This window comes from Streptomyces sp. SID4985 (assembly GCF_009863025.1).
In the GTDB taxonomy this organism is placed as follows: Bacteria; Actinomycetota; Actinomycetes; order Streptomycetales; family Streptomycetaceae; genus Streptomyces.
This window is the reverse complement of sequence record NZ_WWIR01000645.1, coordinates 1-20,077: the sequence shown is the minus strand read 5'-3', so window position 1 is coordinate 20,077 and position 20,077 is coordinate 1. Positions and strand designations below refer to the sequence as shown.

At 70.1% G+C, this 20,077-nt stretch carries 20 protein-coding genes and 1 pseudogene; 7 read left to right on the top strand and 14 right to left on the bottom strand.

Going from position 1 to position 20,077, the window contains the following annotated elements; all coding sequences use genetic code 11:
- The first annotated feature begins 23 nt into the window (after positions 1 to 23).
- Both GTW40_RS27880 and GTW40_RS27875 read left to right on the top strand, forming a co-directional pair.
- Complete coding sequence (locus tag GTW40_RS27880) at positions 24 to 728, top strand: type 1 glutamine amidotransferase domain-containing protein (protein ID WP_161182902.1); 705 nt, start codon at positions 24 to 26, stop codon at positions 726 to 728.
- Positions 729 to 763: 35 nt separating this feature from the next.
- Positions 764 to 1,873 (top strand): saccharopine dehydrogenase NADP-binding domain-containing protein, encoded by a 1,110-nt coding sequence (locus GTW40_RS27875; protein WP_161182901.1) that lies wholly within the window; start codon positions 764 to 766, stop codon positions 1,871 to 1,873.
- A gap of 259 nt (positions 1,874 to 2,132) precedes the next feature.
- Here the strand turns inward: GTW40_RS27875 and GTW40_RS27870 are convergent, their stop codons facing one another.
- The 3 genes from GTW40_RS27870 to GTW40_RS27865 form a co-directional block, all read right to left on the bottom strand.
- Positions 2,133 to 3,989 (bottom strand): hypothetical protein, encoded by a 1,857-nt coding sequence (locus GTW40_RS27870; protein WP_161182900.1) that lies wholly within the window; start codon positions 3,987 to 3,989, stop codon positions 2,133 to 2,135.
- A gap of 512 nt (positions 3,990 to 4,501) precedes the next feature.
- Positions 4,502 to 4,792 carry a hypothetical protein gene (locus tag GTW40_RS32830; protein WP_202486510.1) on the bottom strand — a complete coding sequence of 97 codons (291 nt, stop codon included), beginning with the start codon at positions 4,790 to 4,792 and terminating at the stop codon, positions 4,502 to 4,504.
- A gap of 119 nt (positions 4,793 to 4,911) precedes the next feature.
- Positions 4,912 to 5,463 carry a hypothetical protein gene (locus GTW40_RS27865; protein ID WP_161182899.1) on the bottom strand — a complete coding sequence of 184 codons (552 nt, stop codon included), beginning with the start codon at positions 5,461 to 5,463 and terminating at the stop codon, positions 4,912 to 4,914.
- Between the two features lie 96 nt (positions 5,464 to 5,559).
- Here GTW40_RS27865 and GTW40_RS27860 point away from each other — a divergent pair.
- Positions 5,560 to 5,745, top strand: a pseudogene (locus tag GTW40_RS27860) (transposase); the annotation flags it as partial.
- A gap of 628 nt (positions 5,746 to 6,373) precedes the next feature.
- Here GTW40_RS27860 and GTW40_RS27855 read toward each other — a convergent pair.
- From GTW40_RS27855 to GTW40_RS27835, 5 genes are all read right to left on the bottom strand, one after another.
- The gene (locus GTW40_RS27855) at positions 6,374 to 6,841 is read right to left on the bottom strand and encodes a hypothetical protein (protein WP_161182898.1); all 468 of its coding nucleotides are present in this window, start codon (positions 6,839 to 6,841) and stop codon (positions 6,374 to 6,376) included.
- Between the two features lie 82 nt (positions 6,842 to 6,923).
- Positions 6,924 to 7,805: a GNAT family N-acetyltransferase gene (locus GTW40_RS27850; RefSeq protein WP_161182897.1), complete on the bottom strand. Its 882-nt coding sequence runs from the start codon at positions 7,803 to 7,805 to the stop codon at positions 6,924 to 6,926.
- A 196-nt stretch (positions 7,806 to 8,001) separates the two neighbouring features.
- Entirely contained in the window at positions 8,002 to 8,310 is a 309-nt protein-coding gene (locus GTW40_RS27845) for a hypothetical protein (protein ID WP_237525758.1), read from the bottom strand.
- A 91-nt stretch (positions 8,311 to 8,401) separates the two neighbouring features.
- Positions 8,402 to 9,361, bottom strand: coding sequence for a carbohydrate kinase (locus tag GTW40_RS27840; protein ID WP_161182896.1), 960 nt, complete (start codon positions 9,359 to 9,361; stop codon positions 8,402 to 8,404).
- Positions 9,362 to 9,451: 90 nt separating this feature from the next.
- Entirely contained in the window at positions 9,452 to 10,516 is a 1,065-nt protein-coding gene (locus GTW40_RS27835; RefSeq protein WP_161182895.1) for a LacI family DNA-binding transcriptional regulator, read from the bottom strand.
- Positions 10,517 to 10,763: 247 nt separating this feature from the next.
- Here GTW40_RS27835 and GTW40_RS27830 point away from each other — a divergent pair, with 247 nt between their 5' ends.
- Complete coding sequence (locus GTW40_RS27830; RefSeq protein WP_161182894.1) at positions 10,764 to 11,816, top strand: zinc-dependent alcohol dehydrogenase family protein; 1,053 nt, start codon at positions 10,764 to 10,766, stop codon at positions 11,814 to 11,816.
- On the top strand, positions 11,813 to 13,288 hold the full coding sequence (locus tag GTW40_RS27825; RefSeq protein WP_343245808.1) for a sugar porter family MFS transporter: 1,476 nt from the start codon (positions 11,813 to 11,815) through the stop codon (positions 13,286 to 13,288). Before GTW40_RS27830 ends, GTW40_RS27825 begins: the two co-directional genes overlap by 4 nt.
- Positions 13,289 to 13,379: 91 nt before the next feature.
- Here the strand turns inward: GTW40_RS27825 and GTW40_RS33780 are convergent, their stop codons facing one another.
- The 4 genes from GTW40_RS33780 to GTW40_RS27810 all read right to left on the bottom strand — a co-directional run bounded on the left by GTW40_RS33780 (position 13,380) and on the right by GTW40_RS27810 (position 16,163).
- Entirely contained in the window at positions 13,380 to 13,697 is a 318-nt protein-coding gene (locus GTW40_RS33780; protein WP_343245807.1) for an alpha/beta hydrolase, read from the bottom strand.
- 31 nt (positions 13,698 to 13,728) lie between these two features.
- Positions 13,729 to 14,187, bottom strand: a complete 459-nt coding sequence (locus GTW40_RS33775; RefSeq protein ID WP_343245806.1) for an alpha/beta hydrolase — start codon at positions 14,185 to 14,187, stop codon at positions 13,729 to 13,731.
- A 77-nt stretch (positions 14,188 to 14,264) separates the two neighbouring features.
- Positions 14,265 to 15,194: an alpha/beta hydrolase gene (locus tag GTW40_RS27815; RefSeq protein WP_161182893.1), complete on the bottom strand. Its 930-nt coding sequence runs from the start codon at positions 15,192 to 15,194 to the stop codon at positions 14,265 to 14,267.
- A gap of 57 nt (positions 15,195 to 15,251) precedes the next feature.
- Positions 15,252 to 16,163: an alpha/beta hydrolase gene (locus GTW40_RS27810; RefSeq protein WP_161182892.1), complete on the bottom strand. Its 912-nt coding sequence runs from the start codon at positions 16,161 to 16,163 to the stop codon at positions 15,252 to 15,254.
- A 212-nt stretch (positions 16,164 to 16,375) separates the two neighbouring features.
- On the opposite strand from GTW40_RS27810, the gene GTW40_RS27805 reads away from it, so the two are divergent.
- The gene (locus GTW40_RS27805) at positions 16,376 to 17,254 is read left to right on the top strand and encodes a helix-turn-helix domain-containing protein (RefSeq protein WP_161182891.1); all 879 of its coding nucleotides are present in this window, start codon (positions 16,376 to 16,378) and stop codon (positions 17,252 to 17,254) included.
- Between the two features lie 22 nt (positions 17,255 to 17,276).
- Here the strand turns inward: GTW40_RS27805 and GTW40_RS27800 are convergent, their stop codons facing one another.
- The gene (locus tag GTW40_RS27800; RefSeq protein WP_161182890.1) at positions 17,277 to 18,251 is read right to left on the bottom strand and encodes an alpha/beta hydrolase; all 975 of its coding nucleotides are present in this window, start codon (positions 18,249 to 18,251) and stop codon (positions 17,277 to 17,279) included.
- A 115-nt stretch (positions 18,252 to 18,366) separates the two neighbouring features.
- Between GTW40_RS27800 and GTW40_RS27795 the strand changes: the two genes are divergently transcribed.
- A complete protein-coding gene (locus GTW40_RS27795) occupies positions 18,367 to 19,266 on the top strand; it encodes a LysR substrate-binding domain-containing protein (RefSeq protein WP_161182889.1) in 900 nt (299 codons plus the stop codon).
- A 10-nt stretch (positions 19,267 to 19,276) separates the two neighbouring features.
- Here the strand turns inward: GTW40_RS27795 and GTW40_RS27790 are convergent.
- The coding region (locus GTW40_RS27790; protein WP_161182888.1) for a hypothetical protein at positions 19,277 to 20,077 on the bottom strand (801 nt) is incomplete at its 5' end.

The window sequence follows — 20,077 nt, the reverse complement described above, 5'->3', positions numbered from 1 at the left end:
TCACCACAGAGGGAGCAACAGCCATGACCAGAGTCCTCTTCGTCGTCTCCGCGGCCGACCGCTGGACGCTGAGCGACGGCACCGAGCACCCCTCGGGCTACTGGGGCGAGGAACTGGCGATGCCCCACAAGATCTTCAGCGAGGCCGGATGGGAGATCACGCTCGCCACCCCGGGCGGCAAGCCCCCGACGCTCGACCGGCTGAGCATGTCCCGCACCGCGGGCCTCCCCGGCAAGCTGCGCGAGGTCGGCCACTACCTGGACTCGATCCGGGCCCAACTGGACAGCCCGCGCCCGCTGGACGAGATCGACCCGGCCGCGTACGACGTGGTCTTCTACCCCGGCGGACACGGCCCGATGGAGGACCTGGCGTACGACGAGGTCTCGGGCGCCCTCCTCACCCGCGTCCTGCACTCCGGCAAGCCGCTGGCCCTGCTGTGCCACGCCCCGGCCGCCACCCTGGCCGCCCGGAACACCGACGGCTCGTGGCCGTTCGCCGGATACCGGATGACGGGCCTGTCCAACACCGAGGAGAAGCTCAACAGCTTCGGCCGCAAGGCGCCCTGGCTGCTGGAGGACCGCCTGCGCGGGGAGGGCGCGGACTACGTCAAGGCCCGCCTGCCGCTGCTCCCGTTCGTGGTGGTGGACCGCAACCTGTACACGGGCCAGAACCCGATGTCCTCCGAGCGGCTGGCCAGGCGGCTGGTGACGGACCTGGGCGAGCGCTGAGCCGACCCGATTCCCCGACCGAGGAGCACACACCGATGAACAGCCGCATCCTCCTGCTGGGCGCCACCGGTTACACCGGCGGCCTGGTCCTGGACGCCCTGCTGCGCCGCGGGGTCCGGCCGACCCTGGCGGGCCGCAACGCCGCCGCGCTGACCGAACTCGCCTCGCGGAACGGCGGTCTCGACCACGTGGTGGTGGACGCCACGAACTCCGGGGACCTGAGACGACACCTGGGCCGGGGAGACGTACTGGTCACCACCGTGGGCCCCTTCGAACGCCTGGGCCACGCCGTCGCCGAGGCCGCGGCGGAGACCGGCGCCCACTACATCGACTCCACGGGCGAGGTCGGCTTCGTCCGTACCGTGCGCGACCGGTACGGCCGACGAGCCCGCGAGACCGGCGCGGTGATGCTCCCGGCCTTCGGCTACGACTACGTCCCCGGCATGCTCGCCGGAACCCTCGCCGCCCGCCAGGCCGGTGACGCCGTACGCACCCTGGACATCGGCTACTTCGCCACCGGTCCCCTCTGGCGCGGCATCAGCCACGGCACCCGTACGACCATGCGCGACGGCCTGACCCTCCCGTCCCCGACGTGGCACGAACACCGGCCGACGGAGGAACGCACCGCGTCCCGAGTCCGCGAGTTCGCCGTCCAAGGCCGCCGAAAGTCCGCCTTCCTCGTCTCCGGCACGGAAGTCCTCTTCCTCCCGGACGACTTCCCCGCCCTGACCGACATCACCGTGTACAACGGCTGGTTCCCCGCCCTCAGCCGCCCCCTCTCCCTGATCTCGGCCGCCGTGAACACCCTGGTCCGCCTCCCCGGCGGCCGCCCCCTGACCGACCTCCTCACCCTCCCCCTCACCTTCGGACCCCCCGGCGGCCCCGACACCACGGAACGCGCCCGCACCCGCTCGTATGTAGTCGCCGTCGCGTCGACAGGCGCCCCTGGCGCACCCCCGCTCGCGGAAGTCCACCTCGAAGGCCCGAGCGCGTACAGCCTCACGGGCGAGCTGATGGCCTGGGCGGCAGTGCGGCTTGCCTCGGGGGCCGGTCGGGCCGCGGGGGTGGTGGGTCCGGTGGAGGCGTTCGGGCTGGACGTGCTGCGGGATGCCTGCGGGGAGATGGGGCTTGGGCCGGTGGGATGAGGGCGGGTGCCGACGGTTCGGACACCTGGTCGCTGCCCTGATCAGCCCGGCACTGTCACCGTAGCCAGAGGTTCTCGGCGGCCTCCCGCATCAGCGCCGGCTCGTCCGGCCGCTGCAACAACACCAGCCGATAGGCCAGATTTCGAACCCAGACCGGCAACTGGCCGTCAACCACGTGCGGACTGAGTGGCTGTTGCCTTTCCGTGCTTGACGGCTGCGTCTCCCCTCTCCGGGTTCAGGGCTGGCAGTCTCGGGCCGGTCAGGAGAAGGAAGTGATGGGCTCGTAGCGGATGTAAGTGGACGGGGGCGGGGGCGGGAGCATGGTGCGCTGTTCCCAGGTGGGGTCGAGGAGGCCGGGGCGGATCCACATCGTGCCTTCGAAGAGGTGGAGCGAGAAGCGGAAACCGTTGACGGCCACGGGTGCGGGGTCGGTGTAGCCGACGGGCGGGAAGGAGCGCCACAATTCGGTCTGCCAGGACGCCTGTTCGCCGGGAACGCCGAGGTCCAGGGTGGTGGGGAGGCAGGTCTCGTCGAGGGTGGCCTTCCACAGGCCCCCAGCCGCAGCTGAACCGGTCCAAGAAGTGGTGCCGCTTTCCTCGTCGTACTCGGCGACCAGTGGCTCGCACAACAGCGCGCCGTCCGGGCAGGACAACTTCACCCCGACCATGACGTACTTGGGGTCGAAGACGAAACTCTGCGGGTAGTAGCTGACGGTGTGGTGGCTCTTGTTGGTGACCGGGTCCGGGATGACCTTCTTTGGCAAGAAGTCGTTGATCACGTACGGCTTCGAGTCGTGAAAGTTCGTCAGGACAGTCATCGAGGTGGGGTCCACCTGGCGGGTGCCGGGCACGGAGAGGCCGACGTGGAACTCGGTGTGCGCCCGGACCGGCTGCGACGCGGAGAGAGGGAAGACCATGGCAGTGAGCAGCGAGCGACTGTTCGGCACGGTGAAGTACTTCGGCGGCCTGTCCCCGGTGTACGCCGTCCCGTAACCGCCCCTTGTTCTGAGCCAGCCCTCCCTGTCCACGGCGTCGTTCCACTGGGTGACTCCGTAGTGCGTCTCCAGGGCTTCGTTGACCGTGTACGTCTGGGCGATGAGCCGCTCCTCCAGGACATCCGCGTAGTCAACGTCGGGCAGGTTGGCGGCCTGGCGGGCCTTGGTGAGTGCGGCGAAGCCCCGGGCCTGGACGGAGGCGAGCTTGAGGAAGTAGCGGGCCGCCTCCGCGTAGCCGAGGTCCGTCTTGTGCTTCATCAGGCGGCAGAAGACCTCCATCAGCGGCTTGCCCAGCAGCGTGTCGCCGACGATGACGCGGTGCAGGCAGTACAGGGAGTAGGCCAGGCCGTTGACCTCGTCGGTGACGGAGGCGGCCCAGGTGGCCAGCTCCCCGGTGTCGACCTGAAGGAGCGGGCCGTCGGACTCCGCCGAAGGGTCGGCCGGCAGGACGGTGATGTCCATCATCGACTCGACGCAGTAGCCGACGCGGTGCTCGTGGTCGGCGAACATGCTGATGACGGAGTTCCAGTCCACGCGGTCATGAAGTTCGGCCAGCTCCGCGAGGACCTCACGCAGCAGCTCTTCGATGACGGCCAGCTGCTGCTGGATCTCGGCCACGGTGTCGGCCAAACCGACGAGTGCGCCGAGCGTCACCGTGAACCAGGAGTTCATGTCGGACCACAGGCCGGTGACCTGGTTGGAGATCGCAACGAGCTTCTGGTTGATCTCCCGGGCCATCTTCTGCTGCTGCGCCAAGATCGACTGCAGCATCATCTTGGCTTCGTCGTTGCCGTCGGCGATCTGCCCGATCAGATCCTTGATCTGGTCGATGTCACCGCCGATCCCTTGGAGGCCGTCGTTGATGCCGCCGATGCCCTCGAAGATGTCGCCCTGCTGCTTGAGGATCTGCTCCAGCAGCTCCTGGTGGTTGTTGAGGATGTCCTCGAGGTCCATCCCCGGGCCGCCACCGGCGATGGAGCGGACCAGGTCGACCAGGTCCAGCACCGTGCCGATCTGACCCAGGAACCTCCCCGATGCCTGCCGGCGCAGTACCGCCCCTTGGGGCGTGGCCAGAAACTCCCGCGCGCTCATGGCACGCTTCACCGCAACTTCGCTGCCCATCCCGTGTCCCCTTCGCCTGGCAGACCACGACGCGCCCTGTGCTCGAGGAGATCCACCGCAACACTGCGAAGTCAAACTACTACGGAAAGTTACTTTGATGCGGCCGGCACAGGTCGGAAAGGCGGCCCATGGAGGCTGACCGAGGGCCGCGTCCACAGGGGCCCCGGAGCCGAAACCTGCGGGGCCTGGCGGCCGTCGCCGAGACCTGCGGGGAAGCGGTCGCACTCACCCGATCGAGACTCCCCTTCGACCAACACCACTCAAGATCGGAACGACAACAGCCACTGAGCTCACGCAGCACGGCGAGGATCTCATCCGCGTCCGCGAAGGCCAGTTCCTCAACGAAGTAGTGCTCCCGGTGCTCCTGGTCGCACTCCGGCGCAGGTCGGTACTCGTCTCCGTAGAGACACCGGGCGTGCTCCGTCAGGGTGCTGTGCATGTCCTGGGGCCTACGACGCCATGATCCGCCGGACAGGACCTTAGGCCGTGTCCGCAAAGTCCCGCCTGGCGCGCTACTGGCTCGTCAGACCACGGTGCCATCGTCGAGCGGCTTCAGGCGGGTCCTCACGCGCGCGAGGAGCCGTCTCGATGAGATGCAGCAGGACCCAGGCCACGCCGAAGCATTCGTCATCGCCGAAGCAGTCCGCCAGGACACGAGCCTCCTCATCGGTCACAGGTCGCTCAATGAGACCCAGAAGAGCTCCCGCGCGTTCGACCGCCTCCTCAAGAGCCTCATCGGGCACGCCGTCCTCGGACGGGAGTTTGCCCAGGGCGGCGAAATCGGCAACCTCCGGACGGATCACGGCACATCCTTCCCAGCATCCATCGAAGTGAAGCGGCCGCGGCGGCCTCACCGGCCAAGGGCTGTCCCGCATTGATCTTGGCTCCGGGTGCGGAGCAACATGAAGAGCCGGCGAGGTGCTTATCCGGTGGTTCGTGAGGCGTCCAGGGATCGGGCGAAGTCGGCGAGCGTGTGGAAGTCGTTCTCCCGTAGGCCAATCCGCGGGTTGACGTGGTGCAGGAGCCGGGGACCTTGGTGGCGGGCGGTCACGTACATCTGATCCAGCTCGCTCTGCTCGTCGTCCACCCAGGCGAAAGGGCGGCCGTCAGCGTAGTCCACCAGCGGTCCGGTCTTCCAGTGGACTCCATCAGGGCGTTCTTGGAGCAGGACGTCGCCGAAGTCCACGAAGGGAAGTTCCGGAAGGCCGAGGACCGGTGCGATCCACCGGTTGGCGTCGTCCATCCATGTGGTGGCCCAGCACAGCTCGAAGCCGAGCTGGAGCAGGATTCGTCCGTGCTCCGGGTTGAGCCAGACGCGCAAGGGGCGTCGTCGGGACGAGAGGCTCCTGTCGTCCTGATGGGCGTCGTTCCGGGGGACTCTGAGTGTGGTGTAGCCGTCGGGACGCCTCTCCGGCTTGGCCGCATAGGGGTTGAGCGGCCCGTCCACGTCGAGGAACAGCAGCGGACGGTTCACGGTTTCCCCCGGTCTTGCGCACTGTGTACTGCCCCGATCAGCGTAGCTGTGGGAATGCCTCGGTGTTGATCCGGCCTGAGTGATGATCACGGTGCCCAGAGCGAACGCCCGGACTTGAAGGAGGAACTGAACCGCTCCCACAAACAGGTCCGGGCCCACGTCGAGCACGTCTTCGCCCGTATGAAGACATGGAAGATGCGCCGCGACTGCCGCCTCAAGGGCGACGGCGTCCACCACGCCAGGCTCGGCATCGCCCGGATGCACAACCTCGCGTTCACCGGACAGGCAAGTGGGTCGTACGGCGGCCCACCATGCCCGAGGCGGCTTGAAGATCTTTACGGGACAGCCCTTGGCAGGGGCCGGCCGGGGCTGTGCGGGACGGGACGACCAGGCTGGGCACCGACCTGTGCTTCGGTGTCTTCGGCGTGCTGCTGTCAGTCGCTGGCGGCAGTCGAGATCCGGGCGAGGATCGCCGTCGCCTGTGCCGGGTTGGCGCGGAGCCAGGCGGTCAGGTGTTCTCGGAACGGCCTCGGTGACGCAGGCGCGGACGGGGTCCGTTGCTCAGTCGGTTGCGGGTTGGCCCTTCGAGTTGGCATGCCGGTCGAACCGAGGTCCCTTCGGACCTGGACGCTCTGCGGGGCCGCTACGAGGAGCTGAGCCGGTTCTTCTCCGCCGCTGCCGACGCAGGCGATGTCGTCGTCCTCATGCTGGCCTGACATTCCGTCCTGTCGCGCCTTCACCCGCCTCCACACTTCAGCCGAGCAACGGTTGCGAAAGAAGCCCGGTCAGGCGCTTCGGCCGCGCATCCCCGCTGACGCGAACACCACCGTCGGCACCGACACCAGGATCGCCCGACCCAGGCGGCGCGACTGGACGGACTGACACTCACCGGGGGGAGACAGGGCTGATCTCAGCTCTCGCTGCGGTGGTTGAGACTGGCCCTGGCCGCGTTACGGACCCGCTTGGTGCGGCCGGCTTCGGCGAGGAACTCGATGGCCTCGACGTTCGTCCCGGCGGCGGTCTTGAGCTGGAGCCAGTTGGACGACGCGAGCAGGTCGTGCGGCTGCCAGGGCAGCTTGAGTGTGACGGCGCGGAAGAGGGACCACTCCCGCAAGCGCTGCGCCAGGAAGGGGCGGTCGGTCATGACCTGGGTCATCATCTGGGCCCACTCCTCGTAGGCGGGACCGGTGAGGAGGTCGACGGCTCGACGGTCCACGTGCCGCAGCACGGCGGACTGGGCCATCGTCCGGTCCGGATCAGCGAGGATGCGGCCGACCAGGTCGGCCTCGTCCGCGTCGGCGACCCGCCGCAGCTTGTCGAGGTAGGCCGCGAAGCGGGCGTGTTCGTCCGGGTTCTGCGCGAGGGGACGGAGATTCACGCGGGTACTCCTCAGGACGTGCAACGAAAGGCGCCGACGGGCCGGACGAGGTGACGTCCAGGTCCGGCCCGTCCGTTCGCCGCTAGAGGTCGAGCTGATGCTGGTGTGTCGTGTGCGTAGGCACGTACCCGAGGCTGTCGTTGATGTGTCTCATGTACGTGTTGCTGTCCGCCGTGTCGGTCAGGAGGCCGCCGAGGTCAGGACAGCGGTGGTGGGCCTGTCGGATCGACTCGGACTTCATCCAGCGGCCGAGGCCGTGTCCGCGGTGCTCGGGGAGCACGCCTGTGCCGTAGTGCTGGCCGTCGCCCGTGCCGTTGCCGGGGGTGACGAGTTCGGTGAAGCCGACGATCGAACCGCTCGAGGTGTCGATGGCGACGACGGTGTGCAGATGGTCGCCGCGTGCCTCCACGGCCTGTGCCGCGGCTCGGACCCGGTCGACGTCCCAGGTCACGGTGCCGTAGTCGGTGTCGTCCATGGGCATGTCGTCCATGGCGCGGCGTGAGGCGGCGAACGTCTGGGCGAGGTCGTCGGGGACGGTTCCGTGCCATGACACCAGGCGGTAACCGGGGTGCGGACGCTCGACGATCGCGGCGAGGGCGGTGGTGTCCACGTCGGCCAGCGGCAGGCGGGAGTACCTCAGGGTGAGGACCTTGCGGAAACCGCGGGCCGACAGGAAGTGGTCGCCGGACGAGCCCGCCTCAGCCTGGGCGATGACGCAGCGGCGAGTGTTGTCCCGGGCGGCGGCCACGGCGGCGTCGAGGAGTCGGGAACCGACGTGCCTCCGGCGCTCCACGGGGTGGACGCGAAGGGTCAGTTCGGCCAGGTGTTCCTGCCCGGGGCCGGTGAACAGGCGCAGAAAGGCCGTACCGACCGGGATGGCATCGGCGTCGGACGCCAGCCATGCGAGGCGTCGGCTGTGTGGCCCGTGAGCGGGGTCGATCAGTGGGGTGATGTGGAGCGACAAGGTTTCTCCGTCATGAGGAGGCGGCAAAGGGCACTACGCGGGCTCAATCTCTGGGCACTCCTGCGCATGTGCTCCACACCTCCTCGTCGACGGCGCCGGTCCGCGGCAGGCGGACGGCTGCCCGAACTTAGCTGACCCCTCGCCTCCTCGGCAAAGGGTTAGGACGGGCGACCGCTCCCCGGGCGACGAACCGAATTCAGCCCACCGCGTCAGGCTCCACCTGATCGCGCCCAGCCCCGTCCTCAGCCGCCGCGGCCGTCTCCGCCGCCGCGATGTCGATGAAGCGACGTATCGCCTCGGCGGGCATGTCGAGCCCCTGGGAAGCCGCGTGTTCGTCACCGAAGACCTGGACGGCCTCGGCGACGGCCAGGGCGAGTTCCGCTTCCGCCTTGCGCAGCTTGACCTCGGCCTTGTCGACGGTGTCGACCACCGCCAGCTGACGGCGCTGCTTCTCCTGGAGTCGCTGCTTGCGGGATGGCGTCTTGCCGGTGTTCTGCACAGTCACACCATGATCATAAACAGTGACGCAGCCAGAGATGCAATCGACAACTTAGCTTCGCCGCAGGGTTGTTCATGACCCCGCCGCACAAGGCGTCTCAGGCCGACAGCTCCCACGCGTACGGCGGTTCCGCGCCCGACCGGGAACAGGTCAGCGCGGCGGCGCGAGCCGCGAAGCCGAGTACGTCGCGCCAGACCTCGGCGTCGAGTCCCGCGACGGCCGCGTGGCTCAGCGCGTCGATCTCCCGCAGCCGGTGGAGCAGTGCCGCGTTGACCGTGTCGCCCGCTCCGATCGTGTCGACCACCGTGACCTTCGTACCCGGCACGCTCACCCGGCCCGCGCCCCGGCTCCACACGCTCAGACCGTCGCCGCCCCGGGTCAGGACGATCGCCGCCGGGCCGTACTCCAGCCATGCGGTCAGGTGGGTGTCCAGGTCGCCGTCAGGGCCGAGGTCCGCGAGCCAGCGGGCGTCCTCGATCGAGAGCTTCAGCAGCGCGACGTGGGGCAGCCAGGCGAGGAACCGCTTGCGGTAGGCGTCGGCGTCCGCGATCAGGCCGGGCCGGATGTTGGGGTCGAGGGCGGTGAAGACGCCGTTCTCGAACTCCCGGCGCAGCAGAGCCTCGTACGCGCTCGCGCCCGGCTCCAGTACGAGCGAGCACGTGCCGACGGACAGGGCGGTGGCGCCCTGCGGCAGCGCGGGCGGGAGCGCGAAGAGGCGGTCGGCGGTGCCCTCGGTGTAGAAGCCGTAGCCCGCCGACCCGTCGCTGCCCACGTCGGCCACCGCCAGCGTCGTCGGCTCGGAGCCGCGCTGGACCAGTTCGGTGTCGACACCCGCGTCCCGCAGTCCCGACAGCAGGGCGGCGCCGAAGGCGTCCGTGGACACGCGCGAGCAGAACGACGTCGGGGAGCCGAGGCGGCCGAGCGCGACGGCGACGTTGTACGGCCCGCCGCCCCGCTGTGGGAGGAGCTGCGGCAGCGGGGACGCCGACTCGGAGGTGGCGGCCGGGGCGGGGGCGGGCACGAGGTCGATGAGCGCCTCGCCTGCGACGACGATCACTGTGTTGATTCCTTCCGGTGCGCCGTGGAGCGGCGGGGCAATGGGTCGATGGGCATGAACGGGCCTGCGGGATAAGAGAGTCGTGGCGCGCTACGGCGACACCGCCGGGACATCGGCCACTCCGGCCGCCCCGACGGCACCGGCCCCCGGCGGACATCCGCAGGACGTCCGGTGGACCACCGCGCACGGCAGCCGAACCGTCCTCGCCGCACGCTCCGGCGCGTCCAGCCGATCGAGCAGCATCCGCAGCGCCACCCTCCCGACCTCACGACTCGGCTGACGAACGGCCGTGAGACTGGGCGAGAACAGGTCCGCCCACTCGAAGTCGTCGAAGCTGACGAGCGCGATGTCCTCGGGGATGCGCAGCCCCGCGTCGCGGAGCGCCTGGAGCGCGCCGATGGTCATCGCGTTGTTGGCGGCGATGAGAGCCGTGGGACGGCCGGAGCCCGACAGCAGGCGTTCCGTCGCGTAACGGGCGCCCTCGGACGCGGAGTTGCCGTGGGCGAGCAGCTCGGGGTCGTACGGGAGCCCGGCCGCGCGCAGCCCCTTCCGGTACCCCTCGATCCGCTCGGTGGTCGTACTCAGTCCGGCGAGGCCCGCCACCATCGCGATCCGCCGGTGGCCGAGCGAGGCGAGGTGTTCCACCAACTCCCGTACGGGCGCGGCGCCCTCGGCGCAGACCTGGTCGTACGCAGGCTGGTCGGACTCGTCGACGAGGCGGTCCAGGAAGACGGCGGGGACCGCGGCGCGGCCGAGGTAGTCGACGAGGGCCGACGGTTCGGCCGAGGGGGCGATGATCACGCCGTCGACGCGGCGCTCGTGGAGCATCCGGACCACGCTCAGCTCGTGCGCGGGGTCGTCGTGCGGGTCGGCGATGAGCAGGCCGTAGCCGGTGGCGAGTGCCTCGGCCTCGACGCCCTGGAGGATCTCGGTGAAGTAGGGGTTGCTGATCGCGGAGACGGCCAGGCCGACGGAGCGGGTGCGGGAGGTGACGAGGGAGCGGGCGAGGGAGTTGTGGATGTAGCCCAGTTCCTCGATGGCGCGGAGCACCGCGTCGCGGGTCGCGGGCCGTACCGGACGTGTGGCGTTCAGCACGTGGGAGACCGTGGCCACCGAGACACCCGCGCGCCTCGCCACGTCCGCCATCGTCCGCATCCCGTACTCCTTCGTGTGCCCCGTACCGCGTGGTGCCGCGTGTTCGCCCGCCCATGGTGGGGCCGGACGGCGGTGGGCGCGCCGGGGCCGGCGCGGGCCGTCCGTCCATGAGACCTCGTCCGTCGGGGAGACAGACGCCGAAGACCTATGAAAAGTCACACGTAAGCGTTTGCGCAAGCGCTTACGTGGCGATTATGTTTCCCCGCGTCTTCGGACATCCGTCCGCACACCGCCGTGAGGAGGCGCCATGCGCGCTGTCGTGGTCACCCAGCCGGGAAGCGCCGAGCTGACCGCCATACCCGATCCGAGTCCCGGTCCCTCGGAGGTGGTCGTCCGCGTCAGCTCCTGCGGCCTCTGCGGCACGGACATGCACATCCTGGGCGGCGAGCTGCCGTCCGTGAGCTACCCGCTCGTCCCCGGCCACGAGCTGACCGGTGTCGTGGTGGAGACCGGCCGGGACGTGCGCTTCCCGCTCGTCGGCCAGCGGGTCGCCGTGGACCCCAACACCCCCTGCGGCGCCTGCCATTACTGCCGGATCGGCCGCGGCAACCTCTGCGAGCACTACACCGCGGTCGGCGTGACCCGTAACGGCGGTTTCGCCGAGTACGTGGCGGTCCCCGCAGGCCGCTGCCACGTCCTGCCCGAGGGTCTGTCCGAGGCCGCCGCCGGTCTCGTCGAGCCACTCTCCTGCGCCGTCCACGGCCTCAGCCGCCTCCCCCGGCGGCCCGGTGAGCACTACCTCGTCTACGGCGCCGGGACCATGGGCCTGATGATGGCGGCCCTGGTGGCGCACTCGGGCGCGGCCTCCGTGTCCGTCGTCGACCCCAACACCCGCCGCCTGGACCTCGCCAAGCGCATGGGCGCCGACGCCACCGCCGCGAACGCCGACGAACTCGGCCGCGAGCAGGGCTTCGAGGTCGTGATCGACGCGACCGGCGTCATCGCGGCCATCGAGGACGGCCTGGGCCGCGTCCGCAAGGGCGGCACCTTCCTGCAGTTCGGCGTCGCGGACCCGGCCAAGCGGGCCTCGTTCTCGCCGTTCATGGTCTACAACCGCGAGATCGACATCATCGGCTCCATGGCGGTGCACAACGGCTTCCAGCCCGCGGTCGAGATCCTCGCCGGGGGCCTGGACCTCGACCCGCTCGTCAGCGACGTACTGCCGCTGGAGAACTTCGACGAGGCGGTACGGCTCTTCCGCGCCGGTGCGGGGCAGAAGATCCACCTGGCGCCGCAGCTGGACGATCCGCGCGTCGCTGCGGCCACCGAGCAGGCGACGGCCACGGACGCGGACTCGTGAGCGGCGTGACGGAGCCCGAGGCGGCTCCCGCGACCGACCCGAAGCAGCGGCCACGGCTGCGGAACGCCCTGATCTGGGTGTTCGGCGCCCTCGGCGGCATCCTGTGGGGCTACGACACGGGCGTGATCTCCGGCGCGATGCTCTTCATCCGCCAGGACATCGCCCTGACGCCCCTCCTCGAGGGCCTGATCGTCTCCGGTCTCCTGGTGGGCGCGATGGCGGGCGCCGGTCTTGCCGGAAAGCTCTCCGACGCGTGGGGCCGACGTCGGCTGATCCTGGGCGCGGCGCTGGTCTTCATCGCGGGTACGGTCGGCGCGGCGCTCTCCTCCGACGCGTCGCTCCTGATCGGCGCGCGGGTGCTCATCGGCGTCGGCGTGGGCATCGCCTCGGTCGTGGTCCCGCTCTATCTGACGGAGCTGGCGCCGATGGAGGTGCGCGGCGGACTCGCCTCCCTCATGCAGCTCCTGGTGACCGTGGGCATCTTCCTGGCCTACCTCACCGACTACGCGCTGGCCCCCGCGCACGCGTGGCGCTGGATGATCGGGCTCGGCGTACTGCCCGCCGCCGTCCTCGCCCTCGGCATCCTCACCCAGCCGGAGAGTCCCCGCTGGCTGGCGGGGCGGGGCCGCCGGGACGACGCCCAAGCCGCCCTGACTCTCCTGCGCGGCGACGACGAGGCCGCCCGGACCGAGCTGCTCGACATCGAGAAGACCCTGGCGGAGGAGCGCGCGGCGACGCAGCGGCTGTCCCTGCGGGACCTTCTCTCCCCGCGTCTGAGGCCCATGCTGGTCGTCGGTCTGCTGCTGGTGTTCTTCCAGAACTTCGGCGGCATCAACACGATCATCTACTACGCCCCGACGCTCCTGACGAGCATCGGCTTCGGCGACAAGGGCGCGATCCTCGCGAACGTCGGCATCGGCCTGGTCAACATGCTGATGACACTCCCCGCGATGCGCCTCATCGACCGCCGCGGCCGTCGCCCCCTCCTGCTCTGGGGCTCGGTCGGCATGTGCGCGGGCATGGCCGTCCTGGCCGCGGTGAACCTCACCCCGCTCGGCCACGGCTCCCTCCTCGCCCCGCTCACCCTCTTCGGCGTCGCCCTCTACGTCGCCGCCTTCGCCGCCTCCTGGGGTCCGGTGCAGTGGGTGATGCTCCCCGAGCTCTTCCCCACCCGCATCCGCGCGGGCGCGGTCGGCGTGTGCGTCGTCTTCAACTGGCTCTTCAATATGGCCGTCGCCCTGGTCTTCCCGTCCCTCCTCCACGCGTGGGGTGCCGGGGCGAACTTCGTCATCTTCGCCGTGACGACGTTCCTGTCCGGGGTCTTCGTGAAGCGGCTGCTGCCGGAGACGAAGGGACGGTCGCTGGAGCAGATCGAGCGGGAGGTGCTGCGGCGGGAGGACGCGGGGACGTCTGCGGCGGACGAGGCTGACGAGGCGGACGAGGTGACTCCCTCGACGGTGTCGGTGTCCTGACGGGGCCGATGTCGCGTCGCGTGAGCCGTGAGCCGCGCCGGAGGTTGGTTCCCCGGCGCGGCTCACGCGTGGGGGCGCACCGTCGGCTTGATCACCGCGTGGCCTCGGCCGGAGTCCCGGCTCTGAGGCTGGTGGTGAAGAACTCGGTCAGTTTCGCCACGGCGGGGTCGAGGAACTTCTCCCGGTCGCCGTAGAGGTCCACATGGCTGGCGCCTTCGATCCAGAACAGTTCCTTGGGCTCGTCCGCCTTGTCGATCGCCCGCTCCGCGTGGGCGCGGGAGTCCGCGCCCGTACCGACGATCATGAGCAGGGGGCGCGGGGAGATCATCTCGATGAAGGACCACGCGTCGAACTCGACGCACTGGTCGAGGCTGTACGTGACGATCCGGTTGGGCGCGTTCGGACGCATGCAGCGAGGGGTGCGATAGAACTCCCAGGCCTCACGCATCATGCTGCGCGGCGGGGCCTTCATCGCTTCTTCCTCGGTCATGGGGATGAGCGGCATCCGGCGGTCGGTCGACGCGGCGAAGGGCACATAACCCCCGGAGCCGCAGATGCCGAGCACCCCGACCCGTTCTCCGTCGTACCTCGTCCCGCGAGACGAGGTACGACACCGCGTCCTTGACGTTCTCGCTGCGGATGAACGGGTCTTCGAGGAAGTGGGGTTGCCCCTCGCTCTCCCCCTGGAACGCGGCGTCGAAGGTGAGGACCACGAATCCGTTGTCCGCCAGGCGCCGCGCGTAGAACGCGGGAGACTGCTCTTTGACACTGGTGACGGGATGCGAGACGACGATGCCCGGACGCCCCGAGCCGTCTCCGTTTCCCTCCGGAGTGAACAGTTCACCTGCGAGCTTCAATCCATTGCTGAAGAATGAGACTTTTTCTCGCATATTCCTCATGCTTTCCTTCGCGTGAAGGGCGGGCAAACGCGAACGCGCGCCGAGGGGGTGACCGGCGTGCGGCCACCCCCTTTCGGTTACAGGTTCTCCGCGAAGAAGGACTCCAGCTTCTCCAGCGCCTGCGCGGTGTACTTCGGCTGGTCGTACAGGTCGTAGTGGCTCGCGCCCTGGACGACGAAGATGTCCTTCTTGGCCGAGCGGGCGCGGTCGAAGAGTTCGAAGCCGTCCCGGTACGAGCCGAAGGCGCCCGGCACGTCGCCGACGATGATCTGGAGCGGCTGGGTCAGCAGGACCTCCGCGAGGTGGAAGGCGTCGAAGCCCATCGCCGCCTCCAGGCCGGAGAAGCGCAGCTTGTTCGGCGAGTTGGGGTCCTGCCCCCGGGGCGTGCGGTAGTACTCGACGGCGTTGACGATGTCCACGTCCCCGATGCCCGCCTTCTCCCGCTCCTCGGGGGAGTTGGGGATGTAGGTGGTGATCACCGGGTCGGCGCCGCGTGCCTCGGCCGTACGCTGCTTGCCGATCGCCTCCAGGGCCTCGACCGCCGCGTCCGGGGTCAGGTTGCCCTCGCGCATGATGCGGCCGTAGTTCGCGGCGACCACGGTGCCGAGCGCCTTGATCCGGTGGTCCGTCATCGTGGCGTTCGCGGCGTAACCGCCACCGCCGCAGACGCCGACGACACCGATGCGGTCCTCGTCCACGTAGTCGAGCGTGACCAGGTGGTCCACGGCGCAGCGGAAGTCCTCCACGCGCGTGGCGGGGTCCTCCAGGTAGCGGGGCTCACCGCCGCTCTCGCCCTGGTACGAGGCGTCGAACGCCAGGGTCACGTATCCCAGCTCGGTCAGCCGCTCGGCGTAGATGCTGCCCGAGGTCTGCTCCTTGCAGCTGCTGATCGGATGGGCGCAGATGATGGCCGGGTACTTCTTGGCGGGGTCGAATCCGTCCGGGAGGCGGAGGTCGGCCGCCACGTCCCAGGTGCGGTTCTTGAAGCGCACGGATTCCTTCTGCATGGCTGCTTCTTCCTTTTTTTGGGGGGCCGTCGCGGGGGCGGCGGCAGGGGAGGTGGGTCAGGCGGCCAGGTGCTTGCCGAAGAAGCCCGTCAGTTCGGCGACCGCCGGGGTGACGTACTCGTCCTTGTCGTAGAGGTCCACGTGGGTGGCGCCCTCGACGACGAACAGTTCGGCGTTGTCACCGGCCTCGGCGACGGCCTCGCGGCTGAAGTAGGCGGTGTCGGCCTTCGAGCCGATGATCATCAGCAGCGGGCGGGGGGCGATGAGCCGGATCAGCGCGTACGAGTCGTACTGGGCGAGCTGGTCGATACTGCGCAGCACCCAGCCGGTGTTCGAGCGGCAGTGGAGGCCGCGCTCCGTGTAGTAGTACTCGGAGCCCTCACGCCACAGGGTGCCCTCCTCCAGGCCCTCCTGCGACTCGGGTACCCAGTTCTGCATGACCGGGGCCTCGCCGCGCGCCTCGGCGGTGCGCAGGGCACCGGCCTGGTCGAGCATGGCCTCAAGGGCCTCCGGGCCCTGGGTGCGGCCGAGTCCGCGGCGGAACAGGTCGCCGGTGTCGGCGGCGCTGACGGTGCCGACGGCCTTGATGCGGTGGTCGGTCTGCGCGGCGAACGGCACGTAGCCGCCGGAGGCGCAGATGCCGAGCGCGCCGATGCGGGCGGGGTCGACATCGTCGCGGGTGGTCAGGTACGTGACGGCGGCGCGGACGTCCTCGGCGCGCTGGAAGGGGTTCTCCAGACCGCGCGGGGTGCCCTCGCTCTCGCCCTGGTAAGCGGCGTCGAACACCAGGGCGGCGAAGCCCTCGCGGGCCAGACGCTCGGCGTAGACGCTCGCGGTCTGCTCCTTCACGCCGCCCGCCGGGTGGGACACGACGACCGCCGGCAGCCGGTCGCCGCTGTGCTCGTCCGGGGTGAACAGGGTCCCGGCCAGCTTCAGTCCGGCGCTGTCGAAAGTGACGTTCTGCTTCATTTCTTCGCTGTTTCCTTCGTGCGGGTTCCTTTGTGCGGGCGGGGAAATCGCCGGTGGCTCCGAAATGCGGATCTCATTGCCACCGGCCACGTCATCGACATTCGCACGCGTCGGACTCCCGCGAAATGGGCCGCTTCTGTCCCCGGACGGACTTGTCCTGGGACAGAACTGTCCCCCTTTCGGAAATGGCTCTTCCTGGCAGAATCGTCCATATGAGCAGCAGTACGCACCGGAACGAGCTGGGTGATTTCCTCAAGGCCCGGCGGAAGGATCTCAGCCCGGCCATGGTGGGGCTGGCGGACGGCGGAGGAGGACGGCGCCGCGTCACGGGCCTGCGCCGCGAGGAGGTGGCCCTGCTCGCCTCGATCAGCACGGACTATTACACGCGCCTCGAACAGGGGCGCCGCCAGGCGTCCGCGGCGGTGCTGGACATCATCGCCGACGTCCTGCGGCTCGACGACGACGAGCGCGCGTACATGCTGGAACTGGCCGGAAAGGACGCGCACCGGCCGCGGCGGCGGGTCCCGCAGAAGGTCCAGCCGCAGCTGCAACAGCTACTGGACAACCTGTCCCACATCCCGGCCATGGTCCTGGGCCGCCGTATGGACGTCCTCGCCTGGAATCCCCTGGCCGCCGCGTTGCTCGGCGACTTCGACAACATCCCCGACAAGCAGCGCAATTACGTACGGATGGTCTTCCTGGACCCCGCCGTCAGGGCCCTCTACCGGGACTGGCCGGAGGTCGCCCAGACCGGCGTCGCCCAGTTGCGCATGGAGGCCGCCCGTGACCCGCAGGACCCCCGGCTGACCGCACTGGTCGGCGAACTCTCCATGCGGGACGAGGACTTCCGTCGCTGGTGGGGCGCCCACCGTGTCGCCACGCGCGGCATGGGAACGAAGGTGCTGCGCCATCCGGTCGCCGGTGACCTCACCCTCGACTGGAACACGCTCACCTGCGTCACCGACCCCGACCAGCAGGTGGTCACCTACACCGCGGAGCCGGGCACCCCCTCCCACGACGCCCTGCGCATACTCGCCTCCTGGACGGCGGGCGCCAAGGGAGCGGACCGGACGGGCCCGACGCCCCGCTGACCGGGCGAGCGGTCCCCGGTCCTCACTCCGCGAGGAGCCTGCGCAGCCAGTCCACCTGCACCACCCGGGCCGACCGGGACAGCGTCGCCTCGGGGGCGAAGCCGATGAAACTGTGGAAGCCGCCGGGCCAGGCGTGGAGTTCGGCCACACCACCGGACTGCCAGATGCGGGAGGCGAAGGCGACGACCTCGTCGCGCAGGGTGTCCGCGGACCCGACGTCCATGAAGGTCGGGGGCAGGCCGGTGAGGTCCTCGGCGCGGGCGGGGGCGGCGTAGGGGGAGACGTCCGGGCCGCTGCGGCGCTCGCCGAGCAGCGCGGTCCACCCCGTCTCGTTGGCCGTGCGGTCGAAGACGCCGATGCCCGCCATCTGGTGGGTGGAAGGGGTGTCGTTGCGGTCGTCGAGCATCGCGCACAGCAGCATCTGGCCGAGCGGCCGCGGGCCCCCGCGGTCCCGGAGGAGCAGCCCCAGCGCGGCCGTGAGGGCGCCTCCGGCACTCGTACCCACCGTGACGATCCGCTCGGGGTCGCCGCCGAACTCCTCGGCGTGTTCCACCGTCCACAGCAGCCCGGCGCGCACATCCTCGACCGGCGCGGGGTGCGGGTGCTCCGGCGCCAGCCGGTACTCCACGGACACGACGATCGCGTCCAGCTCCCTGGCCCAGGTCAGGGGCAGCTCGACGCCAACCCTGTTGTTGCCGATGACCATGCCGCCGCCGTGGGTGTAGTAGAGGACGGGACGGGGACGGCCGGTCGAGGGCGTGGTGGGGCGGCAGATCAGCAGCGAGATGTCGGGGGCGCCCTCGGGGCCCGGCACGGTCCGGTCCTCCGTCTCGAAGGCCCCGCCCATGGTCAGGTCCATGTCGGCGAGCATCCGCAGGGCCGGGCTCTGGCGGGCCATGCCGATCTGCTCGGCGGTCAGCGTCGGCGGCAACACCTGGTTGACCGCCTTCAGCGCGACGGCGAGTTCGGGGTCGAAGGGGGGCGGTACGTACGCCATGGCTGGCTCTCCTTGGTGACGCCTTCTGGTGCTCGATGGCTGTGCCGGCCAGTACACGCGGGCCGAGCGACACCCGTCCAATATCAAATCCGGGGCATCCCATATCCTCCGGGATATGGACCTCTCCAGCCGACTACTCGAACAGTTTCTGGTCGTGGCCGAGGAGCGGCATTTCGGGCGCGCGGCCGAGCGGCTCTCGATGCGCCAGCCGCCGCTCAGCCAGGCCATCCAGCGGCTGGAACGCCGGGTGGGTGTCCGGCTCTTCGACCGCGGACCGGGCGGTGTGGTCCTCACCCCGGCCGGGGAGGCGTTCGCTGCCGACACGGCCCGCCTGCTCGCCGCCGAGTCGGCGGCCCTCGACCGGGCCCGCCGTGTCGGCAGCGGCCTCGAGGGCGACCTGCGCCTCGGCTACGTGAGCCTGCTGAGCCTGCGCTATCTGCCCCGGCTGCTGGGCGCGGCGGCCGAGGAGCTGCCCGGTCTGCGCATCCGGCTGCACCAGGACTCCTCGGCCGTGGTGGCCGAGATGGTCCGCGCGGGCTCGCTCGACCTCGGCTTCGTCCGTGACCCCAGCGCCGTCCCGGCGGAACTGGTCGCCGATGTGTTCGCCCGCGAACGCGTGATGGCCGCCCTGCCGACGGGCCACCGGCTGGCGCACGCCGAGGCCCTGGACCTGGCCGAGCTGCGCGGCGAACCGTTCGTCCTGCCGACCGGGAGCGCCCTGCCGACGCTGCGGGACCAGATCCACCGCGTCTGCGAGGCAGCCGGGTTCACCCCGGCCGTCCGGGCATCCGCCGACGACCTCACCGGCCTGCTCAGCTACGTCGCCTCGGGTCTGTGCGTCAGTCTGCTCACGGAAGCTCTGCTCGACCTGCCGGTGCCCGGCATCACCTACGTCCCGCTGCGCGGCGCGCCCGAGCACCTGGAGAGCACCGTCCTCGCCGTCCACCACCCGGACCCGGACCCGGCCGTACGACGCGTACTGGACCTGGCCACCGGGCTGTACGGGAGCGGATGACGAAATCCAGTCAGAGCCGGTAGCCGATCTCCCTCTCGCGCATGAGCTTCTCCAACTCCTGGTCCGACAGCGGGCGTAGAGAGTTCAGGAAGCGACGTAGCCCCGTTTCGTCCAGGGTCTGGCTGGAGACCTCGAACTCGACGTTCCGGTGGCGGCGGGTGAGGGTGATCGCGTGGCCGCCGGGGAAGCCGACGACCGTGCGCATGTCGCCGGGGGCGGTCACCTCGCAGGTTGCTCCCTTCTGCAGGACATCGGGGCATTGGAGCGCCGATGTGACGGGTGGGCGGACGATGAGGTCCACGTACCCGCGTTCGTCCTGTCGGGCGGGACGGTAGGCGACGCCGAAGTAGGCGGGGCCGATCTCGGCGCGGGAGAATTTCATGCCCGGGGGCGGGGTGCCCAGGTACTGGAGTTCCGCGTGCTCCCGGTAGCGGGCGAAGTCCGCGTCGTGGCGGCGCTGTTGCGCCTGCGCCGGGCCGATGAAACCGCCGTACGCCACCCCGGCCGCCAGCACGGCCACCGCGCCCAGGCGCACCCACCTGCTCGGGACGAAGAACGCGGCGGCCACGGCGTACGGCACGCCCACCAGCGCGATCCGTGCATCGGCGCTCCCCAGGCCGACGCCCGCGTCATAGATGAACAGACCCACGATGACGCCGAGCGTGCCGAGAGCGAAGACGGACACCGCCCAGCCGAGCCGCTGCCGCGTGGAGCCGCACATGGGCACCACGGTCCGCGCGGGCACCCCCGCGGCAACCAGCACCCCCACCGTCACCGGCACCCCCACCGCGAGAACCAGCCCCACCGCCCC